This window comes from Ruegeria sp. BHSA162, assembly GCF_059613385.1.
Genome location: NZ_JBXWSK010000006.1, coordinates 17818 through 36521 on the forward strand (window position 1 = coordinate 17818; position 18704 = coordinate 36521).

Below are 18704 nucleotides of genomic sequence, written 5' to 3' on the forward strand. Positions count from 1 at the left end.
GGGCAATGGACTATGAACGTCTGATTGACGAGGAGACCTGGGCGTTCATCCGGCGCACCGCCGAAAGCTATCCCGAAGACGCGGTGGATCGGTCCATCGAGGACCAGCGCCGCGTCTACGACGACATGTGCCGCGCGTTTCGGCAGCCGCGTCCACCGGGCGTCGAAACGCGGGACAGCTCGGCCGATGGGGTCGGGGTGCGCATCTATTCCTGCGGAGATCCCACCCGAACCGTCGTCTACATGCATGGCGGCGGGTTCGTCGTGGGCGGGCTGGACAGCCACGATGACGTCTGCGCCGAACTGTGCGCCCAAACTGGCTATCGGGTGGTGGCGGTCGACTACCGCCTGTGTCCTGAACATGTTCATCCGGCGCAGTTCCAGGATTGCTGGACCGCGGTGAACTGGGTGGAATCCGAATTCGGCGATCCGCTGGTTCTGGCCGGGGACAGCGCGGGCGGAAACCTGGCCGCAGCCGTCGCCCATCACGCGCGCGGGCGCATCGGGAGCATCCTGGGGCAGGTTCTGATCTATCCCGGTTTGGGCGGCGACCCGAACCAGGGATCGTACATCGAACACGCCCACGCCCCGATGCTGACGCGCGACGAGGTCCTGTTCTATGAAAAGGTCCGCTGCGGCGGCGCCGTCCCGGAACATGACCCAACATTCGCACCCCTGCACGATACCGACTTTTCCGGGCTGCCGCCGACGGTAGTCGTGACCGCCGACTGCGATCCCCTGCGTGATGACGGAGCCGCGTACTGCGCCAAAATCACCGCCGCCGGCGGGCAGGCGCATTGGATCAACGAGGCCGGACTCGTGCATGGCTACCTGCGCGCCCGCCATTCGGTGACCCGCGCCGCCGACAGCTTCGAACGGATCTCGATCGCGGTCGAGGCGCTGGGGCAGGGGTTGTGGAACTACGACTGACCGCGCTCAGCGCAGGAACGGCCTGGCCTTCATCGTCTCGGCCACCGGTGCGCCCATGCGGGTCAGGATCGTGGGCGCCAACTGTAATTGGTCAATGACCGTTTCCGCATCGGGACCCTCGACATCGCCGAAGTAGTACAGCGCCGTTTCCTGCTGCAGCGCGCTGCGCCCGCCGTGGTGGCCGCGCTCGTCCTGGCCGTGATCGGCGGTCACGATCACCTCGTATCCCAACTGCCGCCAGCGGGGGATGAAAGGGGCCAGCATCTCGTCCAAGACGAAGCAGGCGTGATCCATCTCTTCACAGTCGTGGTAGAAGCGGTGGCCCATGCTGTCGAGCGTACAGGTATGAAGAATGCCGTAATCCAGCCCGAACCGCAGGCACAGGTTGGTCAGGGTCGCGAACAGGTCGACATCCGACGGCGTCATCTGGTTGGCCTTGCCATAGCCCGTCATCGAGTGGAAGCGGCCGTGGTTGATGGTGGCGCTGTCCGGCTCGTCGTATTCGATGTCGCGCACATAGTCGAAAGGGTGGCGGTTGAAGAACTGCGACCAGAAGCTGTGGGTAACGGCCCCGGTCACGCCGCCGGCCTCGCGCACCTGGCTGAATATGTCCTTGTGGTCCAGCCGGAACACGTTGCCGTTTCCGGTGCAGCCATGCTCCTGTGGTGTCACGCCCGTGTGGATCGAGGCATAGCAGCTGGCCGAGATCGAAGGCAGCACCGAACGCAGCTTCCAAACCCGCGCCTCGCCGCTGTCGACCCAGCCCTCGAGGTTGCCGAATAGCCGGCGGAAATTGCGCCAGGGAACCCCGTCGAGAATGATGAGCAGAAGCTTGCGGTCCATCGCATGGCCCTCGTATTGGATGGCTTATTTGGCCCACCCTAGGAGATTCGGTCAGCCAAGGCTGCCTGTTCCCGCCAGAACTGAGAAAATCCCGACACTTCGATAGAAACAAAGTGTCGGGATTTCAGAGTGTTTTGTCGGCCTGCACAGCCAGCGGCTCAGTTGCCGGCGCTCTCCATCTTGCGGTGGGCCACGACCTCTTCCAGCCAGCCCAGATGCATTTCCGGCACCGAACTGAGCAGCAGATCGGTATAGTCGTCGAACGGCGGGCTCAGCACCTGCGATTTGGGCCCATAGCGCACCACGCGCCCCTGATACATCACGGCGATGCTGTCACTGATCGCGCGCACCGTCGCCAGGTCATGGGTGATGAACAGATAGGCCACGTCCTCGATCTTCTGCAGGTCCAGCAACAGCTTGAGAATACCGTCCGCTACCAGAGGATCCAGCGCCGAGGTGACCTCGTCACAGATGATCATCCTGGGCTTGGCCGCCAGCGCGCGGGCGATGCACACACGCTGTTTCTGACCGCCGGACAGCTCGGCCGGGTACCGGTCGATGAAACCTTCGCCCAGTTCGATCTCGTCCAGCAGTTCAACGATGCGCTTGCGCTTCTCGGTGCCGCGCATGTTGAAGTAGAACTCGAGCGGCCGGCCGATAATTGTACCCACCGTCTGGCGCGGGTTCATCGCAACATCGGCCATCTGGTAGATCATCTGCAACTCGCGCAGGTCCTCGCGCGAGCGTCCGGCCAGATCGGGGCTGAGCTTGCGCCCGGCAAAGGTGATCTCGCCGTCGCGCGGGGGCAGCAGGCCGGTGATCACCCGGGCCAGCGTGGACTTGCCCGACCCCGATTCCCCCACGACCGCCAGCGTCTGGCCCGGATGTACCTCGACATTGACGTTGTGCAGCACGTCGAAATTCAGCCCCTTGTAACGGGCCGTGATGCCATCGACCTGCAGCACGGGTTCGGGCGTGGGCTGTTTTTCCTCGTGTTCGATCGAACGGACCGAGACCAGCGCCCGCGTGTACTCTTCTTGTGGGTTGTTGATGATCTGGTCGGTGGTGCCGTATTCGACCGTGTCGCCCATGCGCAGCACCATGATGTCATCGCTGACCTGCGCCACGACCGCCAGATCGTGGGTGATGTACAGCGCGGCCACGCCGGTGTCGCGGATTGCTTCCTTGATCGCCATCAGGACGTCGATCTGGGTGGTCACGTCGAGCGCGGTCGTGGGTTCGTCGAACACCACCAGATCCGGCTCGGGGCACAGCGCCAGCGCCGTCATGCAACGCTGCAGCTGCCCGCCCGAGACCTGGTGCGGATAGCGGTTGCCGATGTTGTCCGGGTCGGGAAGGCCCAGCTTGGCGAACAGCTCACGCGCACGGGCCTCGGCCTCTTTGCGGCTGAACTTCTTCTGCTCGACCGCGGCTTCGACCACCTGATCCATGATCTTCTTGGCGGGATTGAAGGACGCCGCCGCCGATTGCGACACATAGGTCACCTCGCCGCCGCGCAGTTTGCGGATATCCGACAGCGACGTCTTGAGGATGTCGCGCCCGTTCACCCAGACCTCACCGCCGGTGATCTTAACGCCGCCCCGGCCATAAGCCATCGATGCCAGCCCGATGGTCGATTTGCCCGCACCGGATTCCCCGATCAGCCCCAGCACCTTGCCGCGCTCGAGGTCAAAGCTGACCCCGTGCACGATTTCGATGTCGCGGGGCTTTTCGCCCGGCGGGTAGACGGTTGCGCCGATCTTGAGGTCACGGACCTTGAGAAGGGTATCGCTCATCCCCGGCCTCCTTTCAGCGATGTGGTGCGGTTCAGGATCCAGTCGGCCACCAGGTTGACCGAGATGGCCAGCGTGGCGATGGCCACCGCCGGGTACAGTGCCGCGCCGATGCCATAGACGATGCCGTCTTTGTTTTCCTTCACGATGCCGCCCCAATCGGCCAGCGGAGGTTGAACGCCCAGGCCCAGGAACGACAGGGTCGAGACGAACAGCACCATGAAGATGAAGCGCAGGCCCAGTTCGGCCACCAGCGGGGACAGCGCGTTGGGCAGGATCTCGCGGAAGATGATCCAGCCGCGGCCCTCACCGCGCAGCTTGGCGGCCTCGACATAGTCCATGACTTCGATGTCAACGGCCACGGCCCGGGCCAGACGATAGACGCGGGTGGCGTCCAGCAGGCCCATGACCACGATCAGAACCGGGATGGTGACCGGCACCATGGCCAGAACCACCAGCGCGGTGATCAGCGACGGGATCGACATGATCAGGTCCACGGTCCGCGACATCACCTGATCGGCCCAGCCTCCCAGCACGGCCGCCAGAAAGCCCAGGATCGAACCGGTGACGAAGCTGAGGATGGTGGCGGCGGTGGCGATGAAGATCGTGGTGCGCCCGCCATAGATCATGCGGCTGAGAAGATCGCGGCCGATATTGTCGGTGCCCAGCCAGAATTGCGAACTCGAGGGCTCCCACACGTCGCCTACCACCTCGGCCATGCCGTAGGGCGCCAGGAAGGGTGCAAAGACGGCGATGATAAAATAAAGGGCGGTGAAGGCCAGCCCGATCATTGCAGAGATTGGGATGTTCTTCATTTCGGGTGCCTCAGCCTTGGGTTGGCCAGGATTGCGACGATGTCGGCAACCATGTTCAGCCCGATGTAGATTGCGGCGAAGATGACGCCGCAGGCCAGAACCACCGGCACGTCGCGTTTGGTCACATGGTCCACCAGATACTGTCCCATGCCGGGATAGACGAACACCACCTCGACCACGACGACGCCGACGACCAGATAGGCCAGGTTCAGCATCACCACGTTCACGATGGGGGCGATGGCGTTCGGGAAGGCATGGCGCCAGATGACCTTGAAGTTGCTCAGGCCCTTGAGTTCGGCCGTTTCGACATAAGCCGACTGCATTACGTTCAAAATTGCGGCGCGAGTCATGCGCATCATATGCGCCAGAACCACCATGGTCAGCACGATGACGGGCAGCGCGATCGAGTTCAGCTTTTGCCAAAAGGACATGCTGTCATTGATCATCGCCAGCGGCGAGAACATGCCCAGCTTGACCGCGATGAAATAGACAAGGACGTAGCCGATCAGGAATTCCGGGATCGAGATTGTCGTCAGAGTAACGGCTGAGATCAGCTTGTCGGGCCAGCGGTTGCGGTAGCGTACCGCGACGAGGCCAAGAAAAATTGCAAGGGGCACCGAGACGATGGCCGCCCAGAAGGCAAGAAACAACGTATTGCCCAATCGGTTGCTGACCGACTCGGCGATGTCCAGCTTGTTGGTCAGGGACGTGCCCATGTCACCTTGGACAATTCCGCCAAGCCATTCGAAATACCGGGTCAAGGCGGGACGGTTCAGCCCCATCTCCTCACGGAGGTTGGCAAGGGATTCAGGGGTGGCGGACTGCCCCAGGACGGCTTGCGCGGCGTCTCCGGGTAGGGCCTCGGTCAACCCGAAAATCAGGGCCGAAGCGCCAAACAGCAAGAGGAATCCCAGCGCCAGGCGCTGGGAAACCAGTTTGATGATAGGATGCATACCTGTCGATCCGAGTTAGACGAACCACATCTTGCGGGACATGTTGCCGTTCATCATCTCTTGGGTCGGATCAGTTTCCCAGCCATCCAGCTGGTTGCTGATGCCTTCGACAAAGTCGTTGAACATCGGGCAGATCAGGCCGCCCTGGTCACGGACCATCATGCCCATCTGGCTGTAGATTGCCTTGCGCTTTGCCGGATCCAGCTCGGCACGCGCGGCAAACAGCAGGTCGTCGAACTCTTTGACCTTGAACCGGGTGTCGTTCCAGTCGGCGGTGGACAGATAGGCAGTTGCGTACATCTGGTCCTGCACCGGACGGCCGCCCCAGTAGGAAGCGCAGAACGGCTGTACGTTCCAGACTTCGGACCAGTAGCCATCATTTGGCTCGCGCTTGATCTCAAGCGGGATGCCGGCCTGCTGGGCGGTCTGCTGGAACAGGGCTGCGGCATCCACGGCGCCGGGGAAGGCTCCGTCGGCCACGCGCAGAATGATGGGCGACCCGTCATGACCGGACTTCTTGTAGTGTTCGGCGGCTTTTTCAACGCTGAACTCACGCTGCGGGATCGTCTCATCGAACAGCGGGTATGCTGCGTTGATCGGCATGTCATTCCCGACCGAGCCATAGCCGCGCAGTACCTTCTCGACCAGCTCTTCGCGGTTGATCGCGTATTTCAGAGCGGTCCGCAGCTCGTTGCTGTCGAACGGCGCCGTGTCACAATGCATGATGAACACGTAGTGGCCGCGTCCTGCCGTGGAGTGTACGGTCAAGTTGGGCGCACGACCCAAGAGGTCGGCAACCTTGGGCTCAACCCGGTTGATCGCGTGGACCTGACCCGACTGCAGCGCAGCCGTCCGGGCCGTGGCATCGTTGATGACCACCACTTCGACGCTGTCAAAGTTGCCGAAATCCGGGTTCCAGTGGTTCTCGAATTTGGAGAACAGGTGGCGCACACCGGGTTCGTCCGCTTCCAGCTTGTACGGACCGGTGCCGATACCGGCGCCCGGGTTGTCCATTCCGCCGTCCGGCTGGATGATCAGGTGGTAGTCGGCCATCAGGTAGGGAAGATCGGCGTTCGGCTCGTTCAGGGTGACTTGAAAATATTCGCCATCGGCCTTCATCGACTCGATGCCCTTCATGATGCCCAACGCGCCCGACTTCGAATCTTCGTTCGAGTGGCGCTGCATCGTTTTCAGCACGTCCTCGCTGGTCATGGTCTTGCCGTTGTGGAACTCGACCCCCTGACGCAATTTGAACGTCCACACCTTGGCATCGGCGCTGCCTTCAACGCTTTCGGCAAGGCGCGGCTCGATCGTGCCGTCGGGGGCGACTTCTACCAGTTGGTCACCAAACTGCTTGCCGTTCTGGAACGGGACCGAGCTGGCATAGGTGGCCGGATCCAGCGAGTTTGTGGATTCACCGCCCTGCAGGCCCAGTTTCAGATCGCCACCTTTCTTAGCGCCGGCGGCGCGGGCCGCGTCGGCGAAGACGGTGCTGGCCATGGCAGCCGATACACCCAGTGCGGCTGCCTTCCCCATGAATTCACGTCGGGTCAGCTTCCCGGCGGTCACCTGGCTGGCCATGTGAGTGAGTTGTTCGTTCATTCGGATATCTCCCAGTTGAGTGTTTTGTGTGCCCGTTTTACGGGCTTTTTATTGACGCATGAGTCAACGTTGGCGCATTTCGTCGCGGCGGGCAAGGTCAAATCTCGGGGACTTGCCACCAGCAAAATCACATCTGATCACGAGGTATGGTGTCCTCCACGGTTTTGGAAAAAATCTTCACATCGTTTTCAAAGGCATCAAGCGTCGCGCGCAGATGAAAGTTGGATCGGTCCGACCACATCTCGCAATTGGCCTCGGTTCGCAGTTGGATGCCGTCGCGCCGGGTCTCTTGTACCCATTCGCAGCGGCCCCGCGCGCTCAGCGGATCGTCCGGATGGATGGACCACCGTTCAAAAGCGGTTCCGCCGCTGACCAGACCATGATCCGCGTCTTCGACCAGGCCGAAATCATCTTCGATGACCAGATCGATGACGCCGGTCGTCATGTCTGTTTCGACGCGCCGCGCATGGGCCGCCTCTCGCAATTGGGTCACTTGCCACGGAGAGTCCGCATCGGGCGGGGCAAATTGCCATTCATCCCGATCCGACCTGTCGCGCTGGGGGATCGTGAACGTGCCGCCTGTCAGGTGCAGCTCCGCTGTTTCCGGCGAAGGCCAGATCAGCGGCCAATAGGCGCTTGAGACGGCAACGCGCAGGCGGTGGCCCTCGGGAACCCGGTAGGCGATGTGGTCCAGCACAACTTCGATGTCGTAGACCTGTCCGGGTATCAACGTTTTGGGGGACGAATGTCCCTCCCTGTGGGTCAGGTTCAATACACCATAGGTGATCCGAGTCGCAGCTCCGTCGGGGTGGATGTGGTTCAGCCGAACGGCAATCTGGGCTTGTGGTTTGTCGACACTCAGCTTCAAGCGCAGGCGCGGGGCACCGACAATGTCCAGATCTGCGGTCAGAGGGGTCGTGTCGAAACAGGCGGACAGAGCGTCATCTGCTCGCTGGTCGCCCGGCATGTCCGGACCCAGCCAGATGGCGCAATATTCGCCGCCATCCATGCCGCAATGATGCGGCGAGCGGATTTTGGTATCCAAGGGGCCGTCCTTACCCAGCCCGGCTTCGGAAAGCGGAAGGGTGACCGTCGGCAGGTGGGACGTGGCGCCGGCATCCTCGGCGATCCACCTACCCGGGCGTTCGGCATACCAGCGCGCCGGGCGCACGCCATCCATCAGATAGGCGCGATAGGCCGGGTCCTGTTCAACTCCGGTCTTTTTGCCCTTCAGCCAGCGGTCCCACCAGCGCAGCGCCTCTTGCAGGAAGCCGATGCGTGGTTCGGGCACGGCAAAATGCGGGTACTTGTGCACCCAGGGGCCGACGATGCCCTTGACCGGCGCACTCAGGTTCTCGACCAGCCAGGGCACCGTGTTCTTGTAGGCGTCGCCCCAGCCGCCCACCGCCAGCGTCGCGGCGCGGATCGCTCCGGGGTCTTCGCAGACAGACCCATGTCGCCAATAGGCATCGCGGGTCTGGTGCCGCAGCCAGACCGAGGGCAGGAAGGGTTCTGCCTTCAACCGCTGCAACCACATCTCGCGCCAGTCGTCACGCAGCGCCGGGTCGGGCGGGCGGGACGAATACGACCACATGGTGGCCCCCCAGCCCAGGTTCTCGTTCAACAGGCAGCCGCCCTTGTAGTGGATGTCATCGGCATAACGGTCGGCGGTCGAACACAAGGTGATGATGGCCTTCAAGGGTGCGGGCTGCAGCGCCGCCACCTGCAGCGCGTTGAAGCCGCCCCAGCTGATGCCCATCATCCCGACTGCGCCGCTGCACCATGGCTGTTGGGCCAGCCATTCGATCACCTCGACGGCGTCGTCCAGTTCCTGCTGGGTGTATTCATCCTCCATCAGTCCCTGGCTGTCGCCGTTGCCGCGCATGTCGACGCGGATGCAGGCGTAACCCCGTTTGGCAAACCAGGGATGGGTCAGGGCATCGCGCGCCGTCGTGCCGTCGCGCTTGCGATAAGGCAGGTATTCCAGAATGGCGGGCACCGGGCGCTGCGCCGCATCGACAGGACGCCAGATCCGCGCCGACAGGCGGCAGCCGTCCGACAGAATGATGCCCTGATCCGGAACGTCTTCGATCTCGGCCAGTGAGTTCTTCGCCTGAGTCATGTGCCTAGTCTCAGGCGCATCGGCGGATGGTGTGCGAGGAAAAGCGTCAATTCATTCCTTCGTTGCGACAAGCAGATCCATGACATTGGTTCCCGTGGGGCCGGTCACTAGCAGAGCACCGACCCGGTCAAGGAACGACCCTGCATCAGCCGCGCGCAAGGCTTGGTCCGCCCCATCGGCCCATGTCGCGCCGGTCACGACACCGCCGGCCGCATTGGTCGGCCCGTCGGTGCCGTCGGTTCCGCCGACCACGACGCACAGCCCCTCGCATCCCTGAATCTCGCGCGCCAACGCCAGTGCCAGCGCCTGGTTGCGCCCGCCTCGGCCCGGGTTTTCGGGCAGGACAACCGTCGGCTCTCCGCCAAAGATCATCGCGCCCGGCGGCATCTGGCGCAGCCGCGCGCCGATATCTGCCGCGACGGACAGATAGTCGTCGTGCAGGGCCTCTTCCTCGGCCAAAACGTCCAGACCGGCGGCACGTGCCGCGTCTGCTGCGGCGCAGCGCGCATGGGCGTTCGAGGCAATGATCTGTGCATTCGCTTCGAATTGCGGGGCGTCGGGCAAGGCGCCGATGCCCGATCCGATGACGCCGATGTCGTCCCCCGGCACGTCCGAGATGGCCAGGACCGTCGCGCGCGCTCCGCCGAAACCGGCCAGCAGACCGCCGCCCTTGATCCGCGACATCTCGCGCCGGCGGGCGTTCATGGCGGTGATGTCCAGCCCCTCGGACAGCAGCTGCGCGTTCAGCCGCGCCAGATCTTCGAGGGTGGCCCCCGGGACCAGATCCTCGGCCAGCGAAGACGCACCGCCCGAGACCAGCAGCAACAGATGCGTGCCGGGCTCCATGGCCTGAACCGCCGCGCGCAGAGCCTGGCCGCCCTTCAGGCTGCGGGCATCGGGCACGGGGTGAGAGGCTTCGATGACCTGTAAGTGCGACGCCAGTCCGTCGGCATGGCCGTCTTTCGTGACCACAAGGCCCGGTGTTTTGCCGAAATGGTCTTGCGCCGCATTCATCATCGCCGCCGCGGCCTTGCCTACCGCCAGAATCAAATCGGGGCGCGGAATATCGGGCAGTGCCGCCTTGAGCGCGCCATAGCCGCCAACGGCGGCAACGCCCGCCTTCCAGATCGCGATCGCCTGATCCTGCATCGTCATCACATGTCCATCCAGATCGTGACCGGGCCGTCATTGACTAGGGACACCGCCATATCCGCTCCGAAAGACCCGGTTTCGGTCGGAACCCCAACCGCGGCCAGCGCGCGGGCAAAGTGTTCGTACAGGCGTTCACCGGTTGCCGGATCGGCCGCCGCCGCAAATCCGGGCCGGTTCCCGCGCGACGTGTCGGCGGCCAAGGTGAACTGGCTGACCACAAGGGCCGAGCCGCCGATATCCAACACCGACCGGTTCATCTTGCCCGCGTCATCCTTGAAGATCCGCAGCTTGGCAATCTTGGCCGCCAGTTGCTCGGCGTGCGAGTCGTCGTCGCCCTGCATGGCGCAGACCAGCACCAGTAGCCCCGGCCCGCACTGGCCGATGACTTCCCCCTCGACCGAGACCGATGCCTCGGACACCCTTTGTATCAATGCGCGCATGTCGATGTTTTTCTCAAAGTTCGCTTACTCGGTCCAAGCCCCACGCCAGGTGACGAACTCGTCCAGCGTGGCGCGCTCGGTCCGGAATTGGTTGGCCGGATGATCGGCATCCGGATAGCCGAAGGAAATCGCGCACAGGATCAGCCGGTCATCGGGGATGTTGAAATAGCGGTGCAGGAACGGCCCATAGGCGGCCACCGCCGCCTGTGGGATCGTGGCGAAACCCAAGGCCTGTGCCGCCAAGGTGAAAGCCGTGACAAACCCGCCGCAATCCATCGCGCCATAGGGACCGAGTTCCGCCGGGCTGGACAGGATGGCGCAATGCGGGGCACCGAACAGGTTGAAGTTTTCCATCATCTGCCGGGCCGATCCGGCGCGGTCACCTTTCTCAACGCCGACTGCCTCGTACAGGGCCCATCCGCAGGCGCGGCGCCGGTCCTGATAGACGCCGGAATAGCCGGTCGGAAAAGGCAGGTCGGGCTGCGCCTGGCCGGTCTCGGCTTCGGCCCGCAAGGCGCTGCGGAATGCATCGGTTTCTGCGCCACTGGTCACGACCACCTGCCAGGGCTGCGCGTTGCACCAGCTGGGCACTCTGGCGGCGCTGGTCAGGATCTGTTCGATGTCACCTCGCGGCACCGGATCGGGCCGGAAGGCGCGGCAGGAATGGCGCGCAGTCAGAAGCGTGTTCAGATCGGCCAGGGTCACGTCGTCCTCTCCTCCGGGGCAGCCGGCGGCAGGATGGGTGAGAAGCCGGGGATGTTCAAGGGGTTCCGCGGCAGAGTTTTCGGCGGCGGAACCCAGCGGTCATTGCTGTCCGGTCGCCACCAGATACCCGATGCCGGCTGCCGCCAGCAGGCCCAGGACGACCGCAATCGTGATCTTGATCGCCGACCAGGGCCGTTCACCCTGCACCTGACCGGTGCGACCGTTGACGACAAAGCGATAGGTCTGGCCGCGATACTTGTAGGCGGCCATCCAGACGGGCAGCAGGATGTGCTTGAAGGTCACGTCGCGGATGTCGGTTTCGATCGCGTGGATGCGCTGCCGATCACCGCCGATGTCAAAGCGGACGTCGCGCTCGATCACGCGGGCCATGTGGCCGCGGGCCTCCTGATAGCCTTGCTGCAGATCGACCGTATAGGCCTCGGCCCGGAACCCGGCCAGGTATTCGGGCTGATAGGGCTCGAGCGCGGGCAGGTCCCAGGGTTGCAGCGCGTCGGTGTATGATTTGGGTAGCGATTGCGAGGCCAGCACCAGCACGTCGTCGAAAAACCGGGCCACCCGGCCGGATTTCGGTGTCCAGCGCACCTTGGGCACCTGCTGCTGCACCCGCTTGCCGTCACGCATCACCGTCCGGGTTTCGTAATACACCACGCCGCGTTCGCCGCGATAGGCCGATTTCGTGTCGGCGTCGAAGGTCCAGTAGGGCACATAAATGCCCTGCATCCTGCGGCCTTTGCGGGCATAGTCCTTGAGTCCGTTCGGCGCGAACCACAGCCGCCCCAGCCAGTCACTCATAGCCTTGTGCGCGGCGCGTTCGTCCAGCGCAAAGGGCAGAACGCCGCGCGGTTTGATGTGCCGGTTCACGCCGGTATCGGTCACCACCGGGGTGGCGCAGAACGGGCATTCCGCGGCGTGGGTGTTGGGGTCGAACTCGACCTGCGCCGCGCAGTTGGGGCAGGTCAGAACCCGCGTCTCTTCGATCTCGCTGTCGGGCAAGCGGTCGGCGATGGCGGCGTCGAAGTCCAGTTCGCGCAGGCTGGCGCCGCCCCAGGGGCCAGCCCCGATCGGTTCGGAATGGCCGCAATGGTCACAGGTCAGCGTGCCGGATTGCGGGTCGAACCGATAGTCCGCGCCGCAATTGTCACATGGAAAACGATGTTCCGCAGAACCGGGTGGCGGAGCAGGGGGCTGTGTCATGGGTGGTCACGTGTCGAGGGGAAAGTGAAGATAGGCTGCGCGCTGCTCCTCAGGCAGGACATGCGGCAGCATCGCCGCTTCGCAGGCCCCGATCGCCCTGAAATTCTCGCGCGCCTCGGCCAGCGTCAGGCCGTGATTGGCGGCAGAGGGCTCGCGGGGGTTCTTGTCGTACAGAATGTCCTCGTCCTCCCAAAAGCAGATCGCGCAGATCAAGTAGGCCCCGCGCTTGGCCAGGGTGACATAACCGCAGCACGGGCAGATGAATTGCGGCGGCTGCGGCGCTTTGCGCCCGCCTGTCTTCGAGCGTTTCCGCGATGCGGGCATGCCGATGCCTCACGCCCCGGGCGGCGGAGGCGGCAGGATCGTGAACAGCTGCGCGAGTTCCTGCACCTCGCCCGCTTTCTTCCAGCCGTCCTGACCGGGCGTCCACACGAAAGTGTCCCGCGTAATTTCTCCCTCGCTGGCCATGCGGCCCATCTTGGCCTTCGAGAACGGACCGCTCGTCTGGCCATCCACCGCGATATGCCAGACATGCTCGACTGGCGGCGGGGGCGGCGGGGCCGCATGCGCTGATGGTTGCGGGGCAGCGGGCGCGGGCGCGCCCCACGGGCCAGACGGCTGACCCGCTGCCATGTTCGACATCTGGTTCGCCATCGCCATGCCCATTCCCATACCAAGGCCAGCACCCATGCCACCGCCTCCGTTCGGGTTGCTGGCGGCCGCCGTCATTGCCTCGGCCGCGGAATACTGGGTGAATTTGCCCAGATCCCCCGCCAGCCCCATTGAAGTACGCTTGTCCAGCGCCGCCTCGACCGCCGGTGGCAGCGAAATGTTCTCGATGTAGAATTCCGGCATTTCCAGCCCGTAGCCATCCAGCACAGGCGAGACCTCCGCCGCGATCAGCTTGCCCAGATCGGCGGTGTTGGCGGCCATGTCCAGAACCGGAATGCCCGAGCCTGCGATGACCCGGCTGAATTCCTGCACGATGATGTTGCGGATCTGAAAGCTGATCTCGTCCATGGTGAATTCGCCATCGGTGCCGACGATCTCGACCAGGAAACGGGCCGGGTCCTTGACACGAATCGTGTAGGTGCCATAGGCGCGGATCCGGGTCGGGCCGAATTCCGGGTCGCGCAGCATGATCGGGTTCTTGGTGCCCCATTTCAGGTCGTTGAACCGGGTCGTGTTGACGAAGTAGATCTCGGACTTGAACGGCGACTGGAACCCGTGATCCCAGTGCTGCAGCGTCGTCATGATCGGCATGTTGTTGGTCTCAAGCATGTAGAGGCCGGGCGTGAACACGTCGGCCAGCTGGCCTTCGTGCACGAATACGGCCGCCTGGCCCTCGCGCACGGTCAGCTTGGCGCCATACTTGATCTCGTGGCCTTCGCGCTCGAACCGCCAGACCATCGTGTCGCGGGTGTCGTCCACCCAATGAATGACATCAATGAATTCTCCGGTCAGAAAATCGAAAATTCCCATCTGGGTTCTCCTGTCATCGGGGTCAGAGCGACTGCCCCATCAATTCACGGGCGATGATCCGCACCACCGGCGCGGCCTCTTGCGCGGTCATGCCGGGTTTCAGGCGCGGATCATACAACATCGTCAGCAGCTTTTCGTCATGGCTGGTCAGCAGGGCGAATTCGTCGTCATCATTGAAGATCGACGGCCGCGCCCGTGGGCTGTCATTGGGCAGGCCCAGCCCCTGGGCGATTTCCTCATGGATGCAGCTCAGCCGCATCAAGTCAGGGTGCTCGGCCCGCACCAACGCAACCGCACCAGTATAGGTGTTGGGTGCCCCGTTGGACGCCGAGGCGAAGACAAAGCAATAGAACGAGCGCGGTAAATCTTGAAACAGGTTCAACTGAGCCTGTCCGATATTGGGAAATAACTGGCGCAGTCGCGTTTGCACGAATTCCGTATCGTCATCGCCGGAGACGAACACATGGAAGTTCGCGTTTCTGGTTACGGTCGAGATCGGGTGGCCAGTCAAGGACGACATGCGTTCGGAATAGGCCCGGATCTGTTCCTTGTCGGCCGCACGTTGGTCTGGCGATACTGATGGCCCGAACTCTGCCTGTATCCGGACCGGCCCAGACCAGCGGCTTAGCCTTCCGATGGTACGTTGGCTGCTGCCGGATACGGCGGCGCCGGGATACTCGCTGTAGAACGCGATGGCTTCGAAATTCCGCGCCAAATCATCCGCATCAAACGGGGTGTCCGGCCCGCCACCGTCTGTACGCATCAGACCACGGGTCAACAGGTCGCGCTCGACGCGCTGATAATATCGCGCCAGATCCCGGCTTGCGGCCGAAGGTTCGACATAAGCATTGGCCAACTGCGGCTGGGTCGGGCGCGCCTGCGGGGCAATCGAGGACTCGAGCGCGTCATCGCAATTGGCCAAGATCAGCAATGCAGCTGCCCCCAACCCGTGCCCTAGAAATCTCCGAAGCCGCACCTGCGATCTCTCCTCAGCCCGGAACGGCGGTTCCGGCCGTGTCGCCCAGCCCGTCTTTCCGAGCCTTGGCCGAAGCCAAGGTGTCCCGCAGCTCGGCTTCCATCTTCTTCAGCTCTTCTTCTGCGGCGGCCCGTTTCGCCTTGCCTTCGTCAGCGATGGCGAGGCTTTCATTGATCGTGCCGATCAGATCCTCGTTGGCCTTCTTGACGGCTTCGATGTCGAACACGCCGCGCTCCATTTCCTCACGGATCATCTTGTTCGACTGGCGCAGATTCGCGGCGTTCGAGGTCAGTAGCTCGTTCGTCAGATCGTTGGCGTCGCGCACGGCGGCAGCGGCCTCGGCGCTGCGCTGGATGGTGACCGCCTGCGCCAGCTGGGTTTCCCACAGCGGCACGGTGTTCACCAAAGTCGAGTTGATCTTGGTCACCAGCGACTTGTCGTTTTCCTGAACCAGCCGGATCGAAGGCAGCGATTGCATCGTCACCTGCCGCGTCAGCTTCAGGTCGTGCACGCGCCGTTCCAGATCGTCGCGGGCAGCCCGCAGGTCGCGCAGTTCCTGCGCCTTCATCACCTGCTGATCTTCCGGGGCGGCCTGCACCTCGGCCTCTTTCTCGGGGATGTCATGGCTGTCCAGCTCGGTCAGTTTCTCTTCGCCGGCCGCGATGTACAGCGCCAGTTCATCGTAGAAATCCAGCGTCTTCTCATACAGCAGGTCCAGCGACTTGATATCCTTCAGCAGCGTGTGCTCGTGCGACAGAAGGTTGTCGGTGATCCGGTCGATCTGATCCTGCACCTCTTCATAACGCGCGGTGAACTTGGCGAAAGGCGCGGCGCGGCCCAGCAGTTTCTCCCACCAGCTGCGCTCGCGGCGCACGTCCAGTTCAGACACGGAAAAGCCGCGGATCGTGGTGACGATGTCGCGCAGGCTGTCACCGGCGGGGCCGACATCCTTGTTGCGCACGTCAGCCAGCATGGCCTGGCTGATTTCCTGCAGCTCGGCCTGCGCAGCCGACCCGAAGGACACGATCGAGTTGGTGTCGCCCATGTCGATCTCGGCCATGCGCTTGCGGATCTCGGCGCCGACCGGTTCGTCGGCTTCTTCCAAAGGCACGATCTCGGAACTCGGCTCGGGCAACGCGACGGCCACAACTTCCTGAACCAGCGTTTCGGCCTCGGCCGCCTTTTTCTTGATTTCGTCAGACATGAGAAGCTTCCCTGTTCTTGGTTTGGCCGGTCAGTCCAGCCGGACGCCTTCGCGCTGCAGTCGTTCACGCAGCACGTCGATTTCGACCGTCAGATCACTGCGGTCATCCAATAGCATCTTTCGGGTGCGGGCCGAGAAATTCTGCTCGAGGTCGTCCAGCAGCGCCGAGTAATCGGACAGAGCCTGCGGGTCGCGGGTGCGCGCATAGACATCGGCAAACTTGATCGTCGCATCGCGGGCGCCCTGCAGATAGACGGTCAGGTATTTGCGGGCACCGGCCAGATCGCGCGGGTCCTCCTCGACCGTGCGGAACAGATCGCGAGCGGTGGTCTGAAACCGCTCGACCCGGGCTTCGATCCTGCGGTCGCCGGCCCGTTTGATGGCATCCGTCATTTGGTTCAGATGGGCTTCGGCATCTTCGACCACGCGGGCGACCCGGTCCTGTTGATAGGTGTCCACACCCTCCATGCCTTTGTTTTTCATCGGGTCGAGCCCGAAGGCGACGGAATGCAGGGCCGTTGCCACACCGCCGAACAAGACCGGCGCCAGCAGGCTGACCTGGCTGGCGGCCTCGGCATCCAGATAGTCGTTGCGATAAGCGGCCAGACCCACCCCCAGCCCGGTCAGCACCGACGAAAAGATCTTGCGGGGAAAGGCTGGGCGGCGCGCGGAGCGGCGTGCGTTGTAGGCATCCTCGGCTTTCAGCCCTTCCCGCAGCAGAAAGGCCGCAGCGGTCAGAATGCCGGCGGCGACCAATCCAAGGGTCATCCCGATCGCGCCGTCGTTGAGCGACAGAAAGACCAGCGGGATCGCCGGAACGAACATCACATTGGCGCGTGCGCCGACCGGGTTCACCCGGGCACCATCGTATTGCCCGCGCGGGGCGGGCGCGTCGGTTTCGGACTGGCCGTCGGGGCTGAACTTTCCGCCGTATCGCTTGGCCATGGCGTCAGAGCCCCCCAAGCCAACCGGTGCAGACGCCGAACAACAGCACCAGCAGGGCCGCGTAGGCCATTTTTTGCACTCCGGTCCCGGACATGGTGTCCTCCATCTGCGGCGGTCCCTTGAAAATCTAGTGGATCAAGGGGCTTGGCGCTAGGGGGAAGGTTCGCTTGCCGGCGTCAATTGCGTGATTTCTTGCCGCCCGGCCTGCGGGATCTTTGAGGGCGGCTTGGGCGTTTCGCAGCAGCCGGTGGGGTTTCGGGTTCCAGACCCAGTTGATCGCGCAGAACGCGGCGGCGGATTTCCTCGACCTCGCCAGGTTTGAGATTGCCCAGCTGGAACGGCCCGTAGGACACGCGCAACAGCCGGTTCACGGTAAAGCCGATGTCTTCGATCGCGCGGCGGATTTCCCGGTTCTTGCCCTCGCGCAGTCCGATCGTCAGCCATGCATTCGCGCCTTGCTGGCGATCCAGCGTCACGGTCATGGGCTGAAACCTTTCGCCCTCGATCACAAGACCCTGACGCAAGGGGGCGAAATCCTCGTCCTTGGGGCGGCCGTTGATCCGCACCCGGTATTTGCGCAGCCAGCCGGTCGAGGGCAGTTCAAGCTTGCGCTTGATGGCCCCGTCATTGGTCAACAGCAGCAGGCCCTCGGAATTCAGGTCCAGCCGGCCGACGCTCATGACGCGGGGCATGTCCTCGGGCAGATTGTCGAAGATCGTAGGGCGGCCCTTTTCGTCGCGGTTCGTGGTCACAAGGCCGGTTGGCTTGTGATACAGCCAAAGACGCGCGGGTTCGGGCTCGGCCACGGGCTTGCCGTCGACGGTGATCCTGTCGCTGGGCGTGACGTTCAGCGCCGGGCTGTCGATGGTCTTGCCGTTCACGGTCACGCGGCCCGCTTCGATCATGCGTTCGGCCTCGCGGCGCGAGGCGATGCCGGCGCGGGCCAGCACTTTGGCGATCCGGTCGCCAGGAGGAGGGGTGTTGCTCATGCCCTGCGCATAGCGCATCGGCGCGGCTTGCGAAAGGTGGGTTTCTGGGGCAGTCAGGGGCATGGTCTTCAGAACGCATATGGACAAGGCGCTTGAACAGGCGCGCGCGGCGGGTGATCGGGGCGAGGTTCCGGTGGGTGCGGTGATCGTGTCGCCCGATGGGCGGATCATCGCGGCGGACGGCAACCGTACGCGCGAGTTGCACGACCCGACCGCGCATGCCGAGATCCTGGCCCTGCGCGCCGCCTGCCGCGCCGTCGGGTCCGAACGTCTGACGGGGCATGACCTGTATGTCACGCTGGAGCCCTGCGCCATGTGTGCCGCGGCGCTGGCGGCGGCGCGGATCCGGCGGATCTACTATGGGGCCGCCGATCCGAAATCGGGCGGCGTGGCGCATGGGGCGCGGGTGTTCTCGCATCCTCAGGCCCATCACAGGCCGGACGTCTATGACGGCATCGCGGCCGAGGACTGCGCCCGGTTGCTGCGCGATTTCTTTGCCGCGCAGCGCGGTGGTGGCGGGTCCAAGGGCTGAGGCGCGC

Annotated in this window: 18 protein-coding genes; 2 read left to right on the forward strand and 16 right to left on the reverse strand. The window is 63.7% G+C overall.

Annotation, left to right across the window (positions count from 1 at the left end; all coding sequences use genetic code 11):
* Positions 1–5 precede the first annotated feature (5 nt).
* Entirely contained in the window at positions 6–929 is a 924-nt protein-coding gene (locus AC2FM5_RS03520) for an alpha/beta hydrolase (protein WP_170364716.1), read from the forward strand.
* Positions 930–935: 6 nt separating this feature from the next.
* Here AC2FM5_RS03520 and AC2FM5_RS03525 read toward each other — a convergent pair whose 3' ends face one another.
* The 16 genes from AC2FM5_RS03525 to AC2FM5_RS03600 form a co-directional block, all read right to left on the reverse strand.
* A complete protein-coding gene (locus AC2FM5_RS03525; RefSeq protein ID WP_496733936.1) occupies positions 936–1772 on the reverse strand; it encodes an alkaline phosphatase family protein in 837 nt (278 codons plus the stop codon).
* A 158-nt stretch (positions 1773–1930) separates the two neighbouring features.
* Positions 1931–3568, reverse strand: coding sequence for an ABC transporter ATP-binding protein (locus AC2FM5_RS03530; RefSeq protein ID WP_496733938.1), 1638 nt, complete (start codon positions 3566–3568; stop codon positions 1931–1933).
* Positions 3565–4380: an ABC transporter permease gene (locus AC2FM5_RS03535; protein ID WP_170340106.1), complete on the reverse strand. Its 816-nt coding sequence runs from the start codon at positions 4378–4380 to the stop codon at positions 3565–3567. The genes AC2FM5_RS03530 and AC2FM5_RS03535 overlap by 4 nt, the downstream gene beginning before the upstream one ends.
* Positions 4377–5333: an ABC transporter permease gene (locus AC2FM5_RS03540; protein WP_170340107.1), complete on the reverse strand. Its 957-nt coding sequence runs from the start codon at positions 5331–5333 to the stop codon at positions 4377–4379. Before AC2FM5_RS03540 ends, AC2FM5_RS03535 begins: the two co-directional genes overlap by 4 nt.
* Positions 5334–5348: 15 nt before the next feature.
* Positions 5349–6935, reverse strand: a complete 1587-nt coding sequence (locus tag AC2FM5_RS03545) for an ABC transporter substrate-binding protein (protein ID WP_170340108.1) — start codon at positions 6933–6935, stop codon at positions 5349–5351.
* A gap of 127 nt (positions 6936–7062) precedes the next feature.
* Entirely contained in the window at positions 7063–9057 is a 1995-nt protein-coding gene (locus AC2FM5_RS03550; protein ID WP_496733941.1) for a CocE/NonD family hydrolase, read from the reverse strand.
* Between the two features lie 51 nt (positions 9058–9108).
* Entirely contained in the window at positions 9109–10212 is a 1104-nt protein-coding gene (locus AC2FM5_RS03555) for a DUF4147 domain-containing protein (RefSeq protein WP_496733943.1), read from the reverse strand.
* A complete protein-coding gene (gene dtd / locus AC2FM5_RS03560; RefSeq protein ID WP_170434522.1) occupies positions 10212–10649 on the reverse strand; it encodes a D-aminoacyl-tRNA deacylase in 438 nt (145 codons plus the stop codon). The genes AC2FM5_RS03555 and dtd overlap by 1 nt, the downstream gene beginning before the upstream one ends.
* 24 nt (positions 10650–10673) lie before the next feature.
* On the reverse strand, positions 10674–11354 hold the full coding sequence (locus AC2FM5_RS03565; RefSeq protein WP_496733946.1) for a nitroreductase: 681 nt from the start codon (positions 11352–11354) through the stop codon (positions 10674–10676).
* Positions 11355–11453: 99 nt separating this feature from the next.
* Positions 11454–12569 (reverse strand): TFIIB-type zinc ribbon-containing protein, encoded by a 1116-nt coding sequence (locus tag AC2FM5_RS03570; protein ID WP_496733948.1) that lies wholly within the window; start codon positions 12567–12569, stop codon positions 11454–11456.
* Between the two features lie 6 nt (positions 12570–12575).
* Positions 12576–12893, reverse strand: coding sequence for a CPCC family cysteine-rich protein (locus tag AC2FM5_RS03575; protein WP_170357197.1), 318 nt, complete (start codon positions 12891–12893; stop codon positions 12576–12578).
* Between the two features lie 9 nt (positions 12894–12902).
* On the reverse strand, positions 12903–14051 hold the full coding sequence (locus AC2FM5_RS03580) for an SPFH domain-containing protein (protein ID WP_170357198.1): 1149 nt from the start codon (positions 14049–14051) through the stop codon (positions 12903–12905).
* Between the two features lie 22 nt (positions 14052–14073).
* The gene (locus AC2FM5_RS03585) at positions 14074–15027 is read right to left on the reverse strand and encodes a DUF2927 domain-containing protein (RefSeq protein ID WP_496733951.1); all 954 of its coding nucleotides are present in this window, start codon (positions 15025–15027) and stop codon (positions 14074–14076) included.
* A 13-nt stretch (positions 15028–15040) separates the two neighbouring features.
* Entirely contained in the window at positions 15041–16231 is a 1191-nt protein-coding gene (locus AC2FM5_RS03590) for a toxic anion resistance protein (protein WP_496733953.1), read from the reverse strand.
* A 30-nt stretch (positions 16232–16261) separates the two neighbouring features.
* Positions 16262–17176, reverse strand: a complete 915-nt coding sequence (locus tag AC2FM5_RS03595) for a 5-bromo-4-chloroindolyl phosphate hydrolysis family protein (RefSeq protein ID WP_496733955.1) — start codon at positions 17174–17176, stop codon at positions 16262–16264.
* 176 nt (positions 17177–17352) lie between these two features.
* On the reverse strand, positions 17353–18228 hold the full coding sequence (locus tag AC2FM5_RS03600) for a pseudouridine synthase (RefSeq protein WP_496733957.1): 876 nt from the start codon (positions 18226–18228) through the stop codon (positions 17353–17355).
* Between AC2FM5_RS03600 and AC2FM5_RS03605 the strand changes: the two genes are divergently transcribed.
* The gene (locus AC2FM5_RS03605) at positions 18227–18697 is read left to right on the forward strand and encodes a nucleoside deaminase (protein WP_170525123.1); all 471 of its coding nucleotides are present in this window, start codon (positions 18227–18229) and stop codon (positions 18695–18697) included. The genes AC2FM5_RS03600 and AC2FM5_RS03605 overlap by 2 nt on opposite strands.
* The last annotated feature ends 7 nt before the right edge of the window (positions 18698–18704 follow it).